This is a genomic window from Halobaculum roseum, assembly GCF_019880245.1.
In the GTDB taxonomy this organism is placed as follows: domain Archaea; phylum Halobacteriota; class Halobacteria; order Halobacteriales; family Haloferacaceae; genus Halobaculum; species Halobaculum roseum.
Map to the genome: position 1 here is coordinate 15,129 of NZ_CP082289.1, position 18,679 is coordinate 33,807.

At 59.3% G+C, this 18,679-nt stretch carries 23 protein-coding genes; 12 read left to right on the forward strand and 11 right to left on the reverse strand.

Annotated features, from left to right (window positions below):
* The first annotated feature begins 80 nt into the window (after positions 1-80).
* The 7 genes from K6T36_RS18020 to K6T36_RS18050 all read left to right on the forward strand — a co-directional run bounded on the left by K6T36_RS18020 (position 81) and on the right by K6T36_RS18050 (position 3,647).
* Entirely contained in the window at positions 81-680 is a 600-nt protein-coding gene (locus K6T36_RS18020; protein WP_011222408.1) for a helix-turn-helix transcriptional regulator, read from the forward strand.
* A 168-nt stretch (positions 681-848) separates the two neighbouring features.
* Positions 849-1,169 (forward strand): hypothetical protein, encoded by a 321-nt coding sequence (locus K6T36_RS18025; RefSeq protein WP_004594618.1) that lies wholly within the window; start codon positions 849-851, stop codon positions 1,167-1,169.
* A gap of 57 nt (positions 1,170-1,226) precedes the next feature.
* Positions 1,227-1,580, forward strand: coding sequence for an SHOCT domain-containing protein (locus tag K6T36_RS18030; RefSeq protein ID WP_004594617.1), 354 nt, complete (start codon positions 1,227-1,229; stop codon positions 1,578-1,580).
* A 95-nt stretch (positions 1,581-1,675) separates the two neighbouring features.
* Positions 1,676-2,092 carry a DUF302 domain-containing protein gene (locus tag K6T36_RS18035; RefSeq protein WP_004594616.1) on the forward strand — a complete coding sequence of 139 codons (417 nt, stop codon included), beginning with the start codon at positions 1,676-1,678 and terminating at the stop codon, positions 2,090-2,092.
* 3 nt (positions 2,093-2,095) lie between these two features.
* Positions 2,096-2,449, forward strand: a complete 354-nt coding sequence (locus tag K6T36_RS18040) for an SHOCT domain-containing protein (RefSeq protein WP_004594615.1) — start codon at positions 2,096-2,098, stop codon at positions 2,447-2,449.
* 123 nt (positions 2,450-2,572) lie between these two features.
* On the forward strand, positions 2,573-2,881 hold the full coding sequence (locus K6T36_RS18045; RefSeq protein WP_004594614.1) for a thioredoxin family protein: 309 nt from the start codon (positions 2,573-2,575) through the stop codon (positions 2,879-2,881).
* Between the two features lie 19 nt (positions 2,882-2,900).
* Positions 2,901-3,647, forward strand: a complete 747-nt coding sequence (locus K6T36_RS18050; protein ID WP_004594613.1) for a plastocyanin/azurin family copper-binding protein — start codon at positions 2,901-2,903, stop codon at positions 3,645-3,647.
* Positions 3,648-3,931: 284 nt separating this feature from the next.
* On the opposite strand, the gene K6T36_RS18055 is transcribed toward K6T36_RS18050, so the two are convergent.
* From K6T36_RS18055 to K6T36_RS19135, 8 genes are all read right to left on the reverse strand, one after another.
* The gene (locus K6T36_RS18055; RefSeq protein ID WP_004594612.1) at positions 3,932-4,684 is read right to left on the reverse strand and encodes an ABC transporter permease; all 753 of its coding nucleotides are present in this window, start codon (positions 4,682-4,684) and stop codon (positions 3,932-3,934) included.
* Positions 4,681-5,283, reverse strand: a complete 603-nt coding sequence (locus K6T36_RS18060) for an ABC transporter permease (RefSeq protein ID WP_225935280.1) — start codon at positions 5,281-5,283, stop codon at positions 4,681-4,683. The genes K6T36_RS18055 and K6T36_RS18060 overlap by 4 nt, the downstream gene beginning before the upstream one ends.
* Before the next feature lie 127 nt (positions 5,284-5,410).
* The gene (locus K6T36_RS18065; protein ID WP_004594610.1) at positions 5,411-6,034 is read right to left on the reverse strand and encodes an ABC transporter ATP-binding protein; all 624 of its coding nucleotides are present in this window, start codon (positions 6,032-6,034) and stop codon (positions 5,411-5,413) included.
* A gap of 216 nt (positions 6,035-6,250) precedes the next feature.
* The gene (locus tag K6T36_RS18070) at positions 6,251-6,853 is read right to left on the reverse strand and encodes an AsnC family transcriptional regulator (RefSeq protein ID WP_004594609.1); all 603 of its coding nucleotides are present in this window, start codon (positions 6,851-6,853) and stop codon (positions 6,251-6,253) included.
* A gap of 59 nt (positions 6,854-6,912) precedes the next feature.
* Complete coding sequence (locus K6T36_RS18075; protein WP_011222411.1) at positions 6,913-7,053, reverse strand: YHS domain-containing protein; 141 nt, start codon at positions 7,051-7,053, stop codon at positions 6,913-6,915.
* 349 nt (positions 7,054-7,402) lie between these two features.
* Entirely contained in the window at positions 7,403-8,284 is an 882-nt protein-coding gene (locus K6T36_RS18080) for a class I SAM-dependent methyltransferase (RefSeq protein ID WP_004594607.1), read from the reverse strand.
* Positions 8,285-8,291: 7 nt separating this feature from the next.
* A complete protein-coding gene (locus tag K6T36_RS18085; protein WP_135306274.1) occupies positions 8,292-8,663 on the reverse strand; it encodes a hypothetical protein in 372 nt (123 codons plus the stop codon).
* Between the two features lie 52 nt (positions 8,664-8,715).
* Entirely contained in the window at positions 8,716-8,976 is a 261-nt protein-coding gene (locus tag K6T36_RS19135; protein WP_345778309.1) for a DUF411 domain-containing protein, read from the reverse strand.
* A 690-nt stretch (positions 8,977-9,666) separates the two neighbouring features.
* Between K6T36_RS19135 and K6T36_RS18095 the strand changes: the two genes are divergently transcribed.
* Complete coding sequence (locus K6T36_RS18095) at positions 9,667-10,665, forward strand: universal stress protein (RefSeq protein WP_004594604.1); 999 nt, start codon at positions 9,667-9,669, stop codon at positions 10,663-10,665.
* A gap of 264 nt (positions 10,666-10,929) precedes the next feature.
* Here K6T36_RS18095 and K6T36_RS18100 read toward each other — a convergent pair whose 3' ends face one another.
* Positions 10,930-11,217 (reverse strand): hypothetical protein, encoded by a 288-nt coding sequence (locus K6T36_RS18100; protein ID WP_004594603.1) that lies wholly within the window; start codon positions 11,215-11,217, stop codon positions 10,930-10,932.
* 6 nt (positions 11,218-11,223) lie between these two features.
* Positions 11,224-11,688: a DoxX family protein gene (locus K6T36_RS18105; protein ID WP_225935281.1), complete on the reverse strand. Its 465-nt coding sequence runs from the start codon at positions 11,686-11,688 to the stop codon at positions 11,224-11,226.
* A 229-nt stretch (positions 11,689-11,917) separates the two neighbouring features.
* Between K6T36_RS18105 and K6T36_RS18110 the strand changes: the two genes are divergently transcribed.
* The 3 genes from K6T36_RS18110 to K6T36_RS18120 all read left to right on the forward strand — a co-directional run bounded on the left by K6T36_RS18110 (position 11,918) and on the right by K6T36_RS18120 (position 15,449).
* A complete protein-coding gene (locus K6T36_RS18110) occupies positions 11,918-12,205 on the forward strand; it encodes a DUF7967 family protein (RefSeq protein ID WP_092817284.1) in 288 nt (95 codons plus the stop codon).
* 65 nt (positions 12,206-12,270) lie between these two features.
* A complete protein-coding gene (locus tag K6T36_RS18115; protein WP_092817285.1) occupies positions 12,271-13,020 on the forward strand; it encodes a helix-turn-helix domain-containing protein in 750 nt (249 codons plus the stop codon).
* 59 nt (positions 13,021-13,079) lie between these two features.
* Positions 13,080-15,449: a heavy metal translocating P-type ATPase gene (locus K6T36_RS18120; protein ID WP_177167484.1), complete on the forward strand. Its 2,370-nt coding sequence runs from the start codon at positions 13,080-13,082 to the stop codon at positions 15,447-15,449.
* A gap of 9 nt (positions 15,450-15,458) precedes the next feature.
* Here K6T36_RS18120 and K6T36_RS18125 read toward each other — a convergent pair whose 3' ends face one another.
* Positions 15,459-15,899 carry a winged helix-turn-helix transcriptional regulator gene (locus tag K6T36_RS18125; protein ID WP_162498094.1) on the reverse strand — a complete coding sequence of 147 codons (441 nt, stop codon included), beginning with the start codon at positions 15,897-15,899 and terminating at the stop codon, positions 15,459-15,461.
* 280 nt (positions 15,900-16,179) lie between these two features.
* Between K6T36_RS18125 and K6T36_RS18130 the strand changes: the two genes are divergently transcribed.
* Entirely contained in the window at positions 16,180-18,087 is a 1,908-nt protein-coding gene (locus K6T36_RS18130; RefSeq protein ID WP_092817287.1) for a hypothetical protein, read from the forward strand.
* Positions 18,088-18,679 lie beyond the last annotated feature (592 nt).

Consider the following 18,679-nt stretch of genomic DNA (forward strand, 5'->3'; position numbering starts at 1 on the left):
GTTTCAATCCGCAATTGTCACACCTACTGCGCTCAAATAGACGGTATGAATAGTCAAATCCCGCAACTCGGGGCTGTCATATGAATCGCCGTCGAGCAGATACTGTCGTCGGTGTGCTTCTCGGGTTCGTTCTCCTGGCCGGCGGGGTACTCAGTTGGCGGGCCTATCAACAGCGTCGGGCTATCGAGCAATCGATGGGGTCAATGATGGGTTCATCTATGGGAACGATGCACGGCCCAGACCCCCTCTGGTACGTGGTTGGAACCCTGCTGGTTGCTGGCGTTATCGGTGGCGTCTATTACGTGGTCCGGGGAGAACTCACCGATCCAGAAGTGGCCGACACAACGGCGCCTGTCGATCCTGCACAGACATCGGCGGCAACAGCTACGTCGATGGATGATGACGCTGCACCGGCGACGTCTATCAATCCTGAATCGGACCCCCAAGCACGCGTTCTCGATCTCTTACCGGATGATGAACGACGCGTCCTCGAACCCGTCCTGAACTCCCCCGGAATCACGCAGATTGAACTTCGGGATCGATCTGAGTTCTCGAAGAGTAAAGTAAGCCAGACCGTGAGTTCACTCGAGGAGCGAGGTCTGCTGTATCGGGAACGACAGGGTCGGACCTATCGTGTGTATCCGAGTGATGACCTTCGGCAGCAACAACCGGGAAAATAGTCGCTATCTATCGGGCGCTCTCCCTCTCGAATTCCGTAGGTATGAACGGTCTCCCTCGAGCAAAACGGTTAGAAGATGTTATAGACGTTCTCGAACGTTCTCCTGTATGGATTCACACCCATGTCGATAACTCCCGAGCAGGCCTACGAGTAACCGAGGAGAGAGACAATGACCAACTTCAAACTCGGCCGGTGGCTGCTCGTGGCGCTCGCGATTGTCGGACTCGCGTTCGCCGCACCGGCAGTCAGCGCACACGACAACGCAACGACCGCTGACGACGCGCCTACGGACAATGCCACCGCAGATGAATGGGCCACTTGGATGGAGGCACAGATGACCGAACACATGGGCCCGGGTAGCGTCGAGTGGATGGAGTCGCACATGGGTGTGACCGTCGACGAGATGGCCCAGGACATGGCTGACGGGGAATACCACGACGGGGCTGACGACGGCTACAACGGCGGGATGTACGGGCAGGGCCACTGCTGACGGCTCTGGCCGTTTCGATCGCTCCAATCGAACACCACAACTCACCAACGCAAGATAATGACGCAACTCACCACTCACATCGGACGCACTGCTCGGCGACTCGCGATCCTCGCCGTCCCGCTGCTAGTTGCGGCGACTGGACCGGCTGTTGCCCACGGTAGTGGGAGCTACGGCGGCGGCATGATGGGGGGCGGCTGGGGCCTCTTCGGTGGAGCGATGGGGCTCTGGGGGTTCCTCTGGATGGGGCTCCTCATCGCCGTTCCGCTCTACATTGTCTATGCGCTCCTCAATCGAGGCTCCGGTGGGAACGAAGAGCAGTCGCTGTCGGTTCTCCGTGAGCGCTACGCCCGCGGAGAGCTCTCGGATGACGAATTCGATCGGCGGCGAGAACAGCTCGAACGCACCGGATGACTGGAGCAGCTGCTGTTCCAGCCGATACATCATATTCCCAACGGCCGCCGTTGCGGCACCCAACCGTTAACCCCGTAGACGGGGTATGATACTTCATGGAATACACAATACAGACTTCAGTCACCGGTGAGTTCGACGACGTCGTCGACACGACGATTGCGGCGCTCAAAGACGAAGGATTCGGCGTCCTCTGTGACATCGACGTCCAAGCGACGCTCGAGGAGAAACTCGGCGAGGAGTTTCGACAGTACTGCATCCTCGGTGCGTGCAACCCGGGGCTGGCACACGAGGGCCTGAACGAAGAGATCGAACTCGGCGCACTCCTCCCGTGTAACGTCATTGTCTACGAAACCGACGGCGGCGAGGTCATGGTGAGTGCCGTCGACCCACAACAGCTCGTCGGCATCGCCGACAACGAGGCACTCGACTCGATCGCGAACGAGGTCCACGACCGGTTCGAACGCGTTCTCGCCAGCGTCGCGGACGAACTCGAATCATCGACCGAGATCTGAACCATGACATCATCAAACCAACTCGACACCACAACCATCGTCCTCCTCATCCTCGGGGCGATCATCGTCCTCCCCTTGCTCACGATGGGGATGGGATTCGGCGGGATGATGGGATACGGTGGAATGATGGGTGGATACGGGACGACCAGCGGCTGGTGGCCACTCGTCGGGATGCTCGTCCAGCTGGTCTTCCTCCTCCTCCTGCTCGGTGGCGGATATCTCGTCTTCCGTCGCGTGACGGCATCGCAGTCGTCGCGGAATCCCGCAATGGAGGAGCTGCGTATGGCATACGCCCGCGGAGATCTCACCGAGGAAGAGTTCGAGGCGCGTCGGAACAAGCTCGAACGCTCGGAGTGACGGTCCGACCACCAACCTCCGGCGTTACTCACGTCCGGCCCCTTGGAATCCGAAATCTGTGACCCTCACAGCTTTCGGATGTGAATAGAAGTGTGCTAAAAGCATAAGACCATACTAGCTACTATGACGGAAGTTATCCTGTTCACACAGGAGACTTGTGGAGCGTGCGCAACGCAGCGAGAGAAAAACGAGGGTATCGAAGATGCGTATCCGGATGTCGAGTTCCGGGAGGTCGACATCCAGACCGATCTGGAGACGGCCGAGGAGTACGGTGTCCGAAAGACGCCAACGACGCTCGTGTATGCAAACGGGGAACAGACGGCCGAGTTCATCGGCATCGTCGACCGGGACGAATTGGAGGCTGCCATCGAGAGCGCCGGCCAGCAATCGCCCGGACTCACGAACCGGCTCGCCAGCATCATCCGTGGATAACAGAAGCCAACCAGCTACAATGACAGACTACAGTAGACGCCAGTTCCTGGGAGCGCTCGGTGCTGGCACAGTCGCGAGTGCGGGATTCACCCAACCAGTCGCCGCACAGGAGACGCCCGTCGTGAAGATGGGCAACAACTACTTCGACCCGATCGGGCTCCACGTCGAACCTGGCACGACCGTCCGCTTCGAGATAGCAGCCGGAGCTCACTCGGCGACGGCCTATCCGGACCGCGTTCCCGCCGACGCCACCGCCTTCGACAGCGGGACCATCTCGCAGGGGAGCTTCGAGCACACGTTCGAGGTGCCCGGAACGTACGACTACTACTGCATCCCTCACAAGACGGTCGGCATGGTCGGTCGCATCGTCGTTGGTAGCCCTGGCGGTCCAGCTGAAGACAGCCCGATCCCGGACGGCGAGGTCCCAGACAGCGAAACGATCGTCCAGAACGGCGCCGTTGCCGTCGGCTCGGACGTCGACGGCAGTGGGAGTACCGATGGCGGAATGATGGGTCCAGGGATGATGCACGGCCGGAACGGTGGATGGTTCGGTGGGCTGCCGTTCGTCGGCGGGGCACTCGGGATGCTGGGGCTGGTCGGCGGCTTCCTCTACTGGGCAATGGGTCGAGGCGATGCACCTCCAGAGAGTGACGATTCCGCTATGGAAACCCTCCAACGTCGTTACGCACGAGGCGAGATCGACGAAGAAGAGTTCCAGAAGCGTCGTGAACGGTTGGAGACTGGGAGTGAAGACCCATCTCGGTAAGGCGCGGTGTCGTCGCCATTTCTACACGCCTGAGGTCCCTCGCTCAGGAGTCCTTCGAAGACCTGTTCCTACGCCGCGGCACTTCTCCGCGGAACGTAAGCCGCACTCATCGGTGCCCAGAGAACGAGGGACACAGCAGCAACCAGAGTCCACCGAACCGTTTGCCCGATCAGACGGTCGTAGTGAAATCCGAGTCAAACTATCCAATTGAGCGAAGCTGGATATAGTGCTGTTTGGGTCTTCTCCCCTACAGTTACCGGAGTAAGTAGTCTACTGGCCTGATCTTACTTCTCCTGTGTAATTCGGTAGTAGACGCCGATTGTGAGGACAGCTACGAGGAGGAGGTATCCAGTAGCCCACACCAATGAGAGAGTCGTATCTACGTCCGTTGTGAGTCCGGTATCGACCATCACACGGACGGGCCAATAGCCGGGGAGTAGTTTCATCCACCATTCGGGCTCGGACTGGATGAACAGCGGATCCTGGAAGAGTCCGATATCGAGCATCGGGAGAATCAGCATTAGCCACATCCCGGCTAGGCGGTCGAAAACGGCCCCGACGAGCATCCCGATGAGACCATACGTGACCGAGACGACGAGCATCGCTGCGACGAACCACCAGAGATGCTCAGGCTGGAAATCGACGAGCATCACGCCGACTGAGACGCCGGTAACGATGAGAGTGATTGCTGCGAGGACCCCAAACCGGGCAGTGATTACCTGTCGTGCACGATAGCCGGCGACTGCCAGACGACCGTCTGTGTCTTTGGCTTCTCGCATCAGGAACAACCCGGCGAGTCCCGCGATGAGGGCGCTCGTAATCGGCGTCATAATCACGCCGTGGACCTCAGGCATCCCTCGCATGACCGTCACCGTCTCACCGTCGACGAGCGTCCGAACCGGCATCTCGACGTCCTGGGTGACTGCGAACGCCAACGTGATGAACGAGACCGGTAGGACGACCAGTAGAGCGACGAGGACGTAGTTTCGCGCCTGTTCTTTGATGCCGATTGTGAACGCCGTTGTCGTACGACTCATGCGGACCACCCACCACTGGTGCGCATCGTCACTCCGAACACTGCGGTGACGAGTACAAGCAGGACTAGCAGGTATCCGGCGACGAAGCCGAGATCACCCGTCGTATATGTGCCTTGGAACATCGCCTCCTGAAGGAGTTCCTTTGGATGATAGAGCGGGAAGTATTCCACGAACTCGGGAACGTCGGCGGCCAGCGGACTGTCGCCACTGAGGAACGCATCCATCATCGCAAGGAACACCACGACGAGCGAGCCTTCGAACAGTCGTGGAAGGAGCGCCCCGACGAGTGCGCCAAGAAACGCATAGACGAGGCCGGCAAGTACGAGGAATACGAACGTCAGGACAGGGGCTTCCGGTGAAATCGTCAGCCAGAGAACGCCGTAGTTTACGGCAGCCACGACGACGGTCACACCTCCGAGCGTCGCTAATCGAGTCGCAAGCAGTGTTCGGGGTGGATAGCCTGTCTGAACGAGTCGCCGATCGGCTGCACGCGCACTAATCATCTGCGCGAGTCCCATCAGGCCGGCAATGATGGCGACCCCGAATATCGCTCCGAGGAGGCGACCTAGCTCGATCGGAATCGCCTCGACCGTCGGCATACTTGGTAACCCAGCCATTGCTTGTCCCCAGCCTTCGATAACGACAATCGGAAGGAGAAGTGCTAGGACAACATTCAGGGGGGTTCTGAGGAAGGTGGAGACGTTCGCCCGAATCCCCGTCCAAACCCTATTCATCGGTCTCTTCCCCCCGTTCACTGGCCGTTGCATCAGTCTCGCCTTCCTGGTCAGTCACGTCGTAGACCTGTCCGTCACGAACCTCATAGATGCGGTCGAGACGACTTTGCTCTTCGATCAGGTGTGAAATCATCGTGACAGCTGTTCCGTCGGCAGCGAGTTCCTCGGCGAGATCCCAGAACGTGAGATACGTTTCCCAGTCGAATCCAGTGTAGGGCTCGTCCAGCATGAGGACGTCCGGATCGTGCATCAGGGCGATACTGAGATTGATTTTCTGCCGGTTTCCACCACTGAGTTGGTCGATTCGGTAGTCAAGGTACTGCTCGAAATCGAGTTTCGACGCCAAGCGGTGTTTGGCCTCGTCGATTTCTTCGGCGGTCATTCCGTATCCGGAACCGAACAGTCGGAACGTCTCTCCGACCGTCAAGCGGTCGTAAAGCAGTGGTTCCTGTGGACACCAGCCAACGGTTCCCGTCCGTTCGACTGTTCCGGAATCCTGTTCGAGGACACCGACGAGGATGTTCATGAGCGTGGATTTGCCCGACCCGTTCGCGCCGACGATCCCGACGATTTCCCCCGTCCGAATTTCGAGATCGGCATCGGTGAGGACGGTCACTGACCGCGTAAATGGAAAACTCGATCCGTACGTTTTTTCAATCTCATTAGCACGGACGAGTACCTTGTTGCTTGTAGCTTCTCCTTTGGTGGTTGTGGACGCTTCCATAGGTGTATACACACGCTTCTAATTCACTGCGATTACTGTTTCAAATCAAAACTATTTGCAGCAAACTCGTAAGCAATCAGGAATTGAGTATACAGCTAATGCTAGACTCTAAGCATCAGATTTCTCTTGACTTTCTGTATACTGTTCCCTATACGTTGTTTCACAGTTCTCACTGCAAAACTGCTGGAGTGAACCACCGACACGGGTGGCTAGTCCGTCTTCACCGACAGTGGTTCCGCAATTTGCACATTTGAGTGCGGATTCAGTCCCCTCGGCATACGCTGATTGAGCAGCGTTCGACAGCAGTTGTACGTCGTATCGCCGCACGTCAGTCAGTGGTAGATATTGCTGCGCCCAGTTTCCGACTGTATTCCGCGGCGGCGTCGCAACAGCTACGATTTCGCCCTCCGCAGTTGTGAATACGTGTTCTACGGCTGGGGTCTCGAGGATCGATTCTCGAAGAGAATCCGTCTTTCCGAGCTCAGGCTGGAGGCGTACCATGACGTGTATCCGGTTTTCGTACTGTGTGAGGTCGAGATCAACGGTGAATCGACGAATGACATCTTCTTGCTCCAACTGACGGACGCGTGCTGAAACGGACGGGGGTGAAAGATTTACAGCCTCAGCAATAGTGCTGTAGGGTCGTCTCGCGTTCTCCGCTAAAAGACGGAGGATTTCGCGATCCGTGTCGTCAAGTTCTGGTTGGGTCATCGAAAGGCGGAATGGGGGTGGGTGTGGGGGAGCTACGACGCAGGTGTGGGGTGTGACGGTTAGACGTACTCCTCCGGTGTCGAGGTGAACGTCTCCTTGCAGCCCTCGGCACAGAAGTAGTACGTCTGACCGTCGTACTCAGCTGTGGCCGCCGGATCACTTTCATCGACGTCCATTCCACAGACTGGATCAGTTGCCATTCGGTTTCACCCCACATCAATGGTACGAGGGCCTGAATCAAGCAATTTGTTCTTAGCAATCCAAAGTCGGGATACATAGCGATTTGAGCCGTGCTGCACGGTTTGGCTTTTCTGACTCCACAATCAACGGTTAGTACCTCACAATCCCGAACTATCGTTCGAGTATACCAACGGATTCCTATCTGTGTCCTATATAAATACTGGAGTCTGAACCAATTCTAAACCTATGGGTCACGATCCACCACACGACAATCACGAGCAGTGAAGACCCCACAGGTCCATCCAAATTCGTGGATGCTCAAGCGTCGACGTGACGATCCGATTCTTTCTTGCGCCGTGCAAGTAGCAGTCAAGTAGTCTCTAGTTCCGCAACGAAGATAACGTGTCGCAGGAACGGCAGCGCGTGGTGAGCCTTCCGTACCTGCTCAGTAATCGCTGGGGGATCGAGATCATACGCTCCTAACAGTCGTTCAATGAGAGCCCGGAGCGGGCTCGTGAGTAGCTGGAGGTACAGCGTCGTCCACTTTCGGAAGCGTCCGACGCTGTGTTTCGTGATATCTTCGACCGCTTTGAGCTCAAAGCTCGTCTCGTCGAGAGCAGCTTTGTATCCTTCAACAGTACCCAAGGACGGCATATCCCACGCATCCGCAAATGAATCGACCAATCTCCGTTCCGTTTCAGTCACGTCTGACTGCATCACGAGATCGGAGACTACGAGAACCCCCTCGGGTTCGAGGGTATCTGCGACTGTAGCGAAAACGCGATTCCGCTCGGGGAGGTATACGAGTGCGTCGATGGCTGTACACGCGGTAAACGAGTCCCTGGTAAACGGGAGTTGTGTCGCGTCACCGATGATGAACTCGGAATCGAGGTGCTTACCCCGTGCGTTCTCGGTTGCCATCTGGATGTTGTACGGAACGAGGTCGACACCAGTGACGTTGAAGCCGAACTGATAGGCGAGGTGGAGGGCTGGACCCCCCCGACCGCAGCCGACATCGAGGAGGCGCACTCCGTCGGTTGTGGGTAGATGCGACGCGACCCTTGAGCCGACTTCCGTGACGAGGCGACGTTGACTCGAACCGGCTATATGTGGCTGGTACCACTCCGAGTAGCCGAGATTGAGGAACTCGTCAGTATCGAACAGGAGGTCGAACGCCCGCCAGATATCGGCTCGCTCGCCGCGGTAAGAAAACTGGTCGGTGATTCGGTGGCGGAGAGTACTCTGATCCATCGGCCACCTACTCGAGTTCGGAAACCTCCGAATAGCAGTACTCGGATTCGTCGCAGTACGCGAGGTCGGCACACCCGCGAGGACGCTGGTAGTCGATTCCCTTGTGCCGCCGGAGATACGTCACGTAGCCGTCGTCCACGCGGTCTAGGATGTCATGACAAATCCACTTCTCCCCGAACCAAGTGGCGCCCAGATTTCGGTACGGACACAGGAAGATCGTCCGTTCGACCGAATCGATCTGTGGCGTCTCGACGATCCGGACACCGACAAGACGATACGCGATACGAAGACGGGTGACGACCGAGTCCGGCGTATTCGCGCCAAGGAAAAGTACGTACGCGAACACATACCCGAGGCCATGGAGGAGTCGTCGAATCATCGTTCAGGCTGTCGACTGCCGTCCCAAAGTATCTTGACCAGATGTTCTCTGTTCAGATCTCGGTGTACACGTCACCTGTCTTTCCGCCGCCGAGTTTGTAGACGGTGAATGTGTCGGACTTCGTCCCGCCCATCCCCGGCGATCCAGCCGGCATCCCGGGCAACGCGATGCCGTCAATCGCCGGCTCTTCCTCGAGCATCGTCGCGATAACCTCGGCAGGAACATGTCCTTCGACGACGTACTCGTCGAGGACGAGTGTGTGACAGCTCTGTAGATCCGATGGAATACCGTGTTGGCGCTTGAGATCCGTCACGTCCTCGGTTTCGGTTTCCCCGAGCGTCGTGTCGAGCTGTTCCCGCAGGTACGACGCATATTTTCCACAACAGCTACAGCCTGGTGAACTGTATTGTTGGGCGTTCGTCACCGCTAGCGTTCCCTCGATATCCCACTCATCCCCACTCGATGACCCCAAACAACCGGCGGTTCCGAGTGCGACTGTCGTCGCACCGACCCGTAGTAGTTCGCGACGAGTTACGGCCCGTTCCATATGCTCGTCACTTGGCTCGGAAGTATTCAATTGTACGTCGACCTTTCCTGTGTATTGAGAACGGATTCAAGCACGACGGGGAAGGTGACTTTCAGTTCTGAGGAGGAAACCCCAAAGGTCAGAGTCCCGTATTCGTCTCTATGTGGCGACCCTCATCGGTCGAGGGTGCTGCCGTGACGGTTTTCCGTCAACGAGCATATCGGCCTTAAATTGCGCCCAACATGACCCAGAGCATGACTCGTCGCACCGACTCCGACACTTCACTCCTCGAAACTGTGGGAAATACGCTCTCGTCGAACTGATGCGACTCCAAACGACGTCTCCACTCTTTTCGAAATAGACGTGCTATAGCGAGTTACTTGCGATAAAAGCCTCAAGTCACCACCCCAGAGACTGTTCTCCCGGTTTCGATTCTTAACAGAAAGCACGGTAAATCGTCGTTACGTATAGATATGTATGAACTCCCCCAGCCATCTAGAAGTTCGAGAAGGTGCGGACATCAACCTGTACAACCAGATCCTCATTCCACTCTACGGAGCTGATATAAGGGACTCAGTGGTCCAATATGGCCTATCACTTGCAGAAACGTATGATGCGGCTCTCCACGTGTTATATATTCAAGATGAGGAACGCACGGAGGTGGAATCCGATCAAGTCACTAAACAAGAGGAATGGGACGCAGCAGCGGTAATTGAACCCGTGGTGGATCAGGCCCACTCGCTCGGACTCAATGTGATACCAGCAGTGGATAGTGGGCACTCTCCAGGTGTTATTCGGGAATACGCTGAGGAGAATGATATCGATTTGCTTGTCCACCAGAAACCTACACAGACTAGATTAGCACGAATTCTCCGGAGAGACGTCTCCAGCCACATCATTCAAAATATCTCTCTTCCTGTCTTGACGATACCTGATATGGATCCCTCTGATCCGGTAGGAGAGTTATCTACTAGTCAGTTCACAGATATTCTCGTGCCTACGGATGGATACGACGAGGCATCTGTGGCCTTCAAACATGGGCTACAAATTGCTAAACGGTATGATGCAACCCTACATGGACTTTTTATCATTTCCGAACAGTCCTATTCGAGTCGGCCTGGATTCACGTGGGAAGAGGTCACTGACTCTTGGGAACAGCGGGGAACTCGGCTCTTGGAGGACATTACGGAGAAGGCAGCGACCTTGGACGTTCCTGTCCGAACTACGTTGAGCTTTGGTCAACCTCAGCAGGAGATTCTCAAATACACTGAGGTGACTGACATCGACCTTGTTACAATGGGGACACGAGGATTGACTGGCATTCGTCGGCTATTACAGGGAAGCGTCGCAGCTCAAGTGATCGAGGAAGCAGATTACCCCGTTCTAACGATTAACCGAAGGACAGCTGAATTGAAAAAACACCCGTACACCTTTCTTCGAAAGACAAACCAGAATCGGAAGTCAAGGCTATATTGAAATATTATTTGTAATATACTAATTTCAGTCTTAAATTCGGAAATTCTAATTGCGTATTAATCCCCGTTTCTTCTACCAAACCAAAGAGTGTTAAGTTCGTTCTGCTGAATAAAGCGCGCGTACTGACCAGAAGGAAAACCAAGAAACGACAGGGCTACTCCTAAAAATCGTGTTTGTCTTCACGTTTAGGTGCATCAGATGGACGTTAGTGCGAGCAACGCGAAAAGTTAACTGGCAAATGGCTCCACGGACTGAGTTGTTGAACTAGTCGTCCATGCCGGATGGGGTTTGGCCCGTAGTCGATCCCGACGGTGCCGACCCTGCGGCAAACTTGTAAACGGCGACGAGTCCCCAAATCACCAAGCCGAGCAGGATGATGCCCGCCCTAATGTCGATGGGGACCACTGCAGCGTGTTCGATTGCTCCCTCGCTATCGACTGGGTGCCCGGCTCCCAGTAGCATGTCGAGCAGGCCGATCACGACGACGCCCAAGACAACCAGGCCACCGCCGACGTACATGGCGATTTGGTCTGCCGTTGATAAGTCACTCATTGGTAGTCACCCGAGGAGTTTCCGTAATCGCGTGTTCTCGAACAGTTCCATCTCACGCAGGCGGTTATCGACTGCCAGGACGCCGCCCGCTCCAAGTGCCACAATGGTTCCGAAGACCATGATCCCAAGGAGTTCACCCGTGACCATACCGTTGGCCCAGCCGCCACCGTAGCCGTTGATGAAGTAGAAGAACAGCATCATGAAGGCACCAAAGAAGGCGGCGGTCCTCGTGAGGACACCGAGTATCAGCCCGAGACCGATGGCGGTTTGCCCAAGCGGTACCGCCACGTTGACGAACGCCAACAGGATGCCGTCGCTGAACGGCGTGACGAAGGGGGCGAGAATCGTGCCCTGAGCGGCTCCGCCGACGAACCAGCTGGCGTCGAAGGGCCACGCCCAGATTTTGTCAAGGCCAGCGTGGAGCATCCACCACCCGGCGGTCAGCCGGAGCAGCAGGATCCAATACGACACACAGTATCGGAAAGTAGAACGCTACCAATCGCTTGGTTTCCACCTCTATCGGCTCGAATCCATCCTCTCGTCTCTGTTCGGCACTTTTCATACTTGATCTGACGCCTGTATTCGGGACAATATGAGGGAGTCGCGTCTATGACAAAGATATGGGATTTTCAGCAAGCGAGTCACTGTCGACCACATTTCCAACACTACCCCTTTCCGACCCGGAAGAGAACGAACAGCCATGCCCAGCGATTCCGACTCGAACGGTGTCCGCGTCTGGCTCGTCGAGCGGACGTACTCCGACGACGAGCAGAATCTCATCATCCTCACCTATGCAACCCCAGACGGTGAACGATACTTCCGGAAAGAACGGGCGCTCACTTCCTTCACCGACGTCCGCGACACGACGGCCGCCGTCGACGCCGACCCGGACAATCTCGGCTCGGTCAATGACGCCGATCTGCAGGAGCAGTACGCCGCCGAGGCCCAGCGAATGCGGGAGGAACACGACCCCGACGACGTGATCTGACTCCAGTCGACACGATGGCAGCACCGAGCCCACGTGTTATATCCAGCCGCCCTCTACGCGTGGGTATGCGCGAACTCGTCTTCGCCCTCGAATACGAGCCGGGGTGTAACAGGGTGGCGGACGCCCTCGCTGACCACCCCGACGCCCGCGTCCGCTCGCTCTCGCTGCACGCCACTGCGGAGCAGCTCTGGCGAGTCGACCACGCGACCGGCATTCCGGACGCACTCGACGCCATCGAGGACGCCTTTCTCACCAGCGACTACTACGCCGACTGTCTGGCTACCGAGGACTGCGGCGCCACACAGACCACTCGCGTCCTCGACCGCACGGACGACACGCTCGTCCTGTACTCCGACTGGGAGCGCACCCCCTCCTGCGCGTCCGTCCCCCACATCGCCCGCGACCATCTCGGCAAGAGCGTGTTGTTCGAGACCCGTCACGAGGGCCGCCACTACACGTGGCGACTCATCCACTCCGGAGAGGGCGACGTGGCCGCGTTCTTCGACGCCCTCGAAGTCGCCGTCGGGGACTGCGCCCGGATGGAGATGCTCCGAACCGCGGACACGACTGCGTCGGTGGGGGGAAGCGACGAGACGCAAAGTGGTCTGTCGCCGGAGCAGGAGGCCGCACTCCGGGCAGCCGTCGAACACGGGTACTACGAGTCCCCACGCGAAGTCGACGTCGGCGAACTGGCCGAGCATCTCGACGTGCCGCGGTCGACGCTCACCTACCGACTCCGCCGGGCGGAGGAACACTTGGCGAAGCAGCACGTCGCCGACGAACGGTTGCCCGAAGATCCCCCGGCAACACGCTGAACCTCGATTTGGAATATTCCAACAAAGGCTTATCGAACTGACGCCCCTACTGTGAGGTGATGACAGAGAATCCGGACGCAGCGGGGGAGACGAGCGGGGGCGGGCAGCGACGGGAGCTGACCGCCCGCCTCGTCGTCCCCGAGATGGACTGTCCGTCCTGCGCCCAGAAAGTCGACAAGAGCCTCCAGCGCGTCGACGGCGTCGTTGACGCCACGCTCCAGCCGACCACCGGTACGGCCAACGTCACGTACGACTCAGACCGCATCAGCGAGGCCGATGTGGTCGACGCAATCGAAGGCGCCGGCTACGAGGTCGTCAGAGAGTCGGATTCCGACCACGATGAGTCAGAGGATGCGGCCGGTGGCGCCGACATCGCGCCACCGTCGGAGGTCTGGACGAGTCCTCGCGCGAAGAAGACGTGGCTCGGCGCGGCGTTCGTCACGCTCGGCCTCCTCTTCGAGTTCCTCCTCACCGGGCAGAACGTCACGGTGGCGAGCGTCCTCGAGTACCCGCTCCACATCGCCGACGTCCTGTTCCTCGGCGCTGTCGCCGCCAGCGGCATCCCCGTCGTCCGCAGCGGGTACTACTCCGCGAAGAACCGAAGCCTCGACATCGACCTGCTGATGGGGACGGCGATCATCGCGGCGACCGGTATCGGCTACTTCGTCGAGGCGGCGACGCTGGCCGTCCTGTTCAGCATCGCCGAGCTGCTCGAGGATTACGCGATGGACAGGGCGCGGGACTCCCTGCGCGAGCTGATGGAACTCTCGCCCGACGAGGCCACCGTCGTGCGCGACGGCGAGGAAGTCACGGTGCCCGCCGACGAAGTGGAGGTGGGTGAGACCGTGGTCGTTCGCCCCGGTGACAAGATTCCGTTGGACGGCACGGTCGTCGAGGGCGAGAGCGCGGTCGACCAGTCGCCGATTACCGGCGAGAGCGTCCCCGTCGACAAGACCGCCGGCGACGAGGTGTACGCGGGCGCGATCAACGAGGAGGGCTACCTCGAAGTCGAAGTCACGTCGACGGCGGGCGACTCGACGCTCTCGCGCATCATCGAGATGGTGCAGGGCGCACAGGCGAAGAAGACCGACACCGAGCAGTTCGTCGACCGCTTCTCGGGCTACTACACGCCGGTCGTGGTCGTGTTGGCAATCCTGACCGCCGCCATTCCACCGTTGGTCATCGCCGACCCCGTCTCGGTGGACGTGGCCGGGTACGGGTTCACCTTCGCCGGCGACTGGCAGACGTGGTTCATCCGCGGACTCACCCTGCTGGTGATTGCCTGCCCGTGCGCGTTCGTCATCTCGACGCCCGTCTCCGTGGTGTCGGGGATCACCAGCGCCGCGAAGAACGGCGTGCTGATCAAGGGCGGCAACTACCTCGAAGCGATGGGCGAAGTCGATGCCGTCGCGCTCGACAAGACGGGGACGCTCACGAAGGGCGAACTCGCCGTCACCGACGTCGTCCCGGTCGGCGACACCACTGAGGACGATCTGCTCCGTCGCGCCGCCGGGCTGGAGCGGCGCAGTGAGCATCCCATCGCCGCAGCGATTCTCGCCCGTGCCGACGAGGCGGGCGTGGGCAACCTGCCCGACCCGACTGGCTTCGAGAGCCTCACCGGGAAGGGCATCCGCGGGGAGATCGACGGCGAGACGTACTACGCGGGCAAGCCCGCACTCTTCGAGGAGTTGGGCTTCGACCTCGCTCGGGCACGCCGCGAGACGGACGGCGGCGTCGTGGCGGAAGAGGCGGCCGAGTCCGACGACGGGGCGTTCGCCGAGGACGCGCTCGCCGCGCTGGAGCGGGAGGGCAAGACGGTCGTTATCGTCGGAACGGAGTCGGAGTTGCTGGGTGCCATCGCCATCGCCGACGAGGTGCGCCCGGCCTCGAAGCGGGCCGTCCAGCGCCTGCAGGAGCTTGGTGTCGAGCGCGTCGTGATGCTGACGGGCGACAACGAGGGCACCGCCCGCGCCATCGCCGAGCAGGTCGGCGTCGACGAGTACCGCGCCGAACTCTTGCCGGAGGAGAAGGTCGACGCCGTCGAGGAGTTGCAGGCGGAGTACGGCGAGGTGGCGATGGTCGGCGATGGCATCAACGACGCGCCCGCGCTCGCCACCGCGGAGGTCGGTATTGCGATGGGAGCCGCCGGCACCGACACCGCGCTCGAGACCGCCGACATCGCGCTGATGGGCGACGACGTCGGGAAGCTGCCGTACCTCTACGAACTGTCGCACACGGCCAACGGCGTCATCCGGCAGAACATCTGGACGAGCCTCGGCGTGAAGGCGCTGCTTGCCGTCGGCGTGCCGATTGGGCTCGTCAGCGTCGCCGTCGCTGTCGTCGTCGGCGACATGGGGATGAGTCTCGGCGTCACCGGGAACGCGATGCGGCTGTCACGGATCGAGCCCGACCGGTTCTCCGACACCTGACGGCCTCCTTCACTCTCCAAGTCTGCTGTACTCCCGGAGCTGTTCCCGGAGGCCGTCTTCCTCGACTGGAGGATCGAACTCTCCCTCGTTCTCTCGTGCCCACTCCGTCAGCTCCCCGACGTCTTCGTCGAAGTGCCGGCGTAACGCTTTGATCGTGCGGTACCGCTCCGTGAGACCTGTGTGGTCGAGGTAGAGGCGGAGCTTTGCGCCCGCCTCGGTCAGGCGGTATGCGTGGGAGGTGCCGCGCCCCTCGATTTCTCGGCGCTCGTACAGTCCGAGTTCCTCGCCCTCCCGCAGGCGGGTCGAGACCGTCGACCGGCTGACCGTCGATTCCTCCACTAACCGTGTGAACTGGCTCCCGTTTGGTTCGATTTCACAGAGCAGTTCGACCGCGCCCTTGGCCTCGAGGTAGGCCGACAGGGGTGCGTCCGAGCCGTCTTCACCACTCATGGCACCAATAGTACAGTACATACTATACTAATACTTGGGGATTGTGCCGCCGCTGAACGGTGCAGAGCGGATAGAATACCGACACGCGTTTACGCGTCCCTCCACTTCACAGGCATCAGTCACCGACGGGGTCTGCTTCCCGGAAACACGGAAACGACACGCCCTCAGTTTAGTACAAATCATACCATTGATCGGCAAAATGATGCTCGCGAACGCGGCGGACGCGGCGACAGCCGACCCGAGGAGACACCGAGTCGTCACCGTCTCGAACCCTCCATAGATGCCGCTGGACGACTCCCTCCGAGACGCCGTGAACGACGTGCGGCTGCAGGCGGAGGAACTCTTCCCCGAACACGGCAATCTCACGTACGTCATCGGAAAGATCGTCCTCCCGACCCACCTCCTCGCGGACGGACACGACCACCAGACCAACACCCCCTTCGACTTCGAGGGGATGCTCAAACTGGCCATCTACAGGCGCGTGACCGGGATGAGTCAGGAGGCCATCTCCGACCAGCTCGAAAGCTGGCCCTACCTCCAGCAGCGGTTCGGCTTGGACGGTGCCCCGTCGCAGGAGACCATCTCCTACACGAAGCGACACCGGTTCGAGGATCTGGACACGCGCCATTTCCTGCGGGCGGTCGCCGACGAGTTTGCCGAGTTGACCGAGGAACACGACTCCACGTACAGCCCCGACCAGCCGCCAGACAGCGATCCGTCACCGGAGGAGGTCGCGGCGAGCGGCGAGCCGATTCACCACTACGTGGATCGGCACGCCAAGCACGTCATCACCGGGGCGCAAAACGAGGTCTGGCCGGTGCTTGACACCGGCCGCGCCGACAACACCAAGCACGCCGACAGGCGGGTGTGGGAACACCAGACCGCGATGAGCCTCTCGAAACGCGCGGGGACGCACAGCGTGTTCCGGACGTTCAACAAGTTCCGCCGGGACGCACTCCACCACGACACCCACCTGTACGCAGTCCAGATGCTCGGCCTCCCCGACGATCACGACTACGACCTCTCCGAGTACCCCGGAGCCCGCCTCCCCACGCCCGACTGGCGAGACGTCGCCTCCTCTGTCACGAACCAGTTCAACGCCGCCGTCGACAGGCAGATGGCCAACATCGCGCCGACCGCGCTGTTCACAGAGCCGGTGGTGGCCGCCCTCGACACGACCCACGACCCGTTCAACGTCTCCCCGTGGAAGGACGAAGAGGACATCGAGCCGGAGGACGACCGGATCGCGGTCGGCAGAGACACGGGAAGGACGAAGGTGCCAAAGGACGACTACCCCGAGATGGTGAACGGCGGCGAGGACAGCCACACCTACCAGTACGAGTACGCGACGCTCACGGTCGTCGGTCGGAACGCACCCATCGTGCTGGCGGTCGAACCCGTCCGTCACGACTCGACGTGGGAAGGGGAGGAGGGGGAGACCGTCAGCTGGGCCGAAGTGGTCGACCGCTTGCTCACACAGGCGCGGAAGCACGTCGACATCCAGCTCGTGATGGCCGACCGGGCGTTCGACGGACACGCCGTCGGCCACGTCATCGACCAGTACCACGGCGTGAACTACCTGATTCCCAAAAAGAAGAACGCGACCGTCGGGGGCGAGAACGTCGCCGACAAGTTGGGCGACGTGAAGGAAGACATGACGCTGCGGAGTCGCGTCGAACGGGACGCGTCCCTGTACCTGACCTCGGACACCCCGTACGTGGACGTGGCGGACGACCCGACCGTGGGCGAGGACGGCTACAGCCACGACGCGAGCTTTCTGTACGTGCCGGCGGAGGACGAGGACTGGGCCGTGGACGAGGACAACGAGTACGCCGTGTTCGTGACGAACGCGGACGACGTGTCGCCGATGGAGGCCATCGGGCTCTCTGACGAGTACTCCAAGCGGTGGGACATCGAAATCGAGTACAAGATGGTCAAGCCGCTGCTGCCGTCGATCCGGTCGACGGACTACCGGATGCGGTTCTTCACGTTCGCGTACAGCCTGCTGCTGTACAATCTGTGGCGGATGGTGGATCACTCGCTGAAGACGTTGGTGTCGGAGGTGTACGACGAGTACGGCCGAGGGCCGCACGAGGAGCGGTTGGATCCGTTGCTGACGCTGGCCGACCTCCACATGACCGTGGTGGCGTTGATGCTGTTGCCGGACGGGGTCGACCCGCCGTTCTGACGGGGGCAACTTTCTAGTAATTATTCTGACCGATTAGCGACTCGTAGCTCTGCCACACTCCGTTTTCGCCGGTATTTATCGGAAAGAGTATGTTTTCGTCGGTGGTGGCCGGAGCAAGTCCCGACTGACCTCCCAAATACCGATTCACCCCCGATAATCGGTTGATTCGGTTGGTAGCTACCCCTACTTTCCGAAACTATGGACAACCAGGCTCCCGAGACCGAGAACGACGTCTCGGTTCCGAGAAAATTCGTACGGATGGATTGAGTTGACATGGCATACTTCACCTCACGGCTGATTTTGTCAGATGTAGTAAAAAAGATTGATGGTGTTCGTGATTTCTAAGAGTCGGGGCTCATTTCAGGAACGCGGATATCCGAGGTGAGTTGGATGATTCTCAAGAAGGAATTCGGTCACCCTCTACGGACTGATTGTGTGCTGGGGCGTGTAAGCGGGAACACTGATGAAGCCGAGCCCACCGAATTCTGGATCTCGGAAAATTCGCTTGAGGGACTCCATTTGCTGATTTAATCCTCTGTACTTACCGATCCTCCCAGTAGCTAACAGATTCTGAGAATTTAACTCGAGCGGA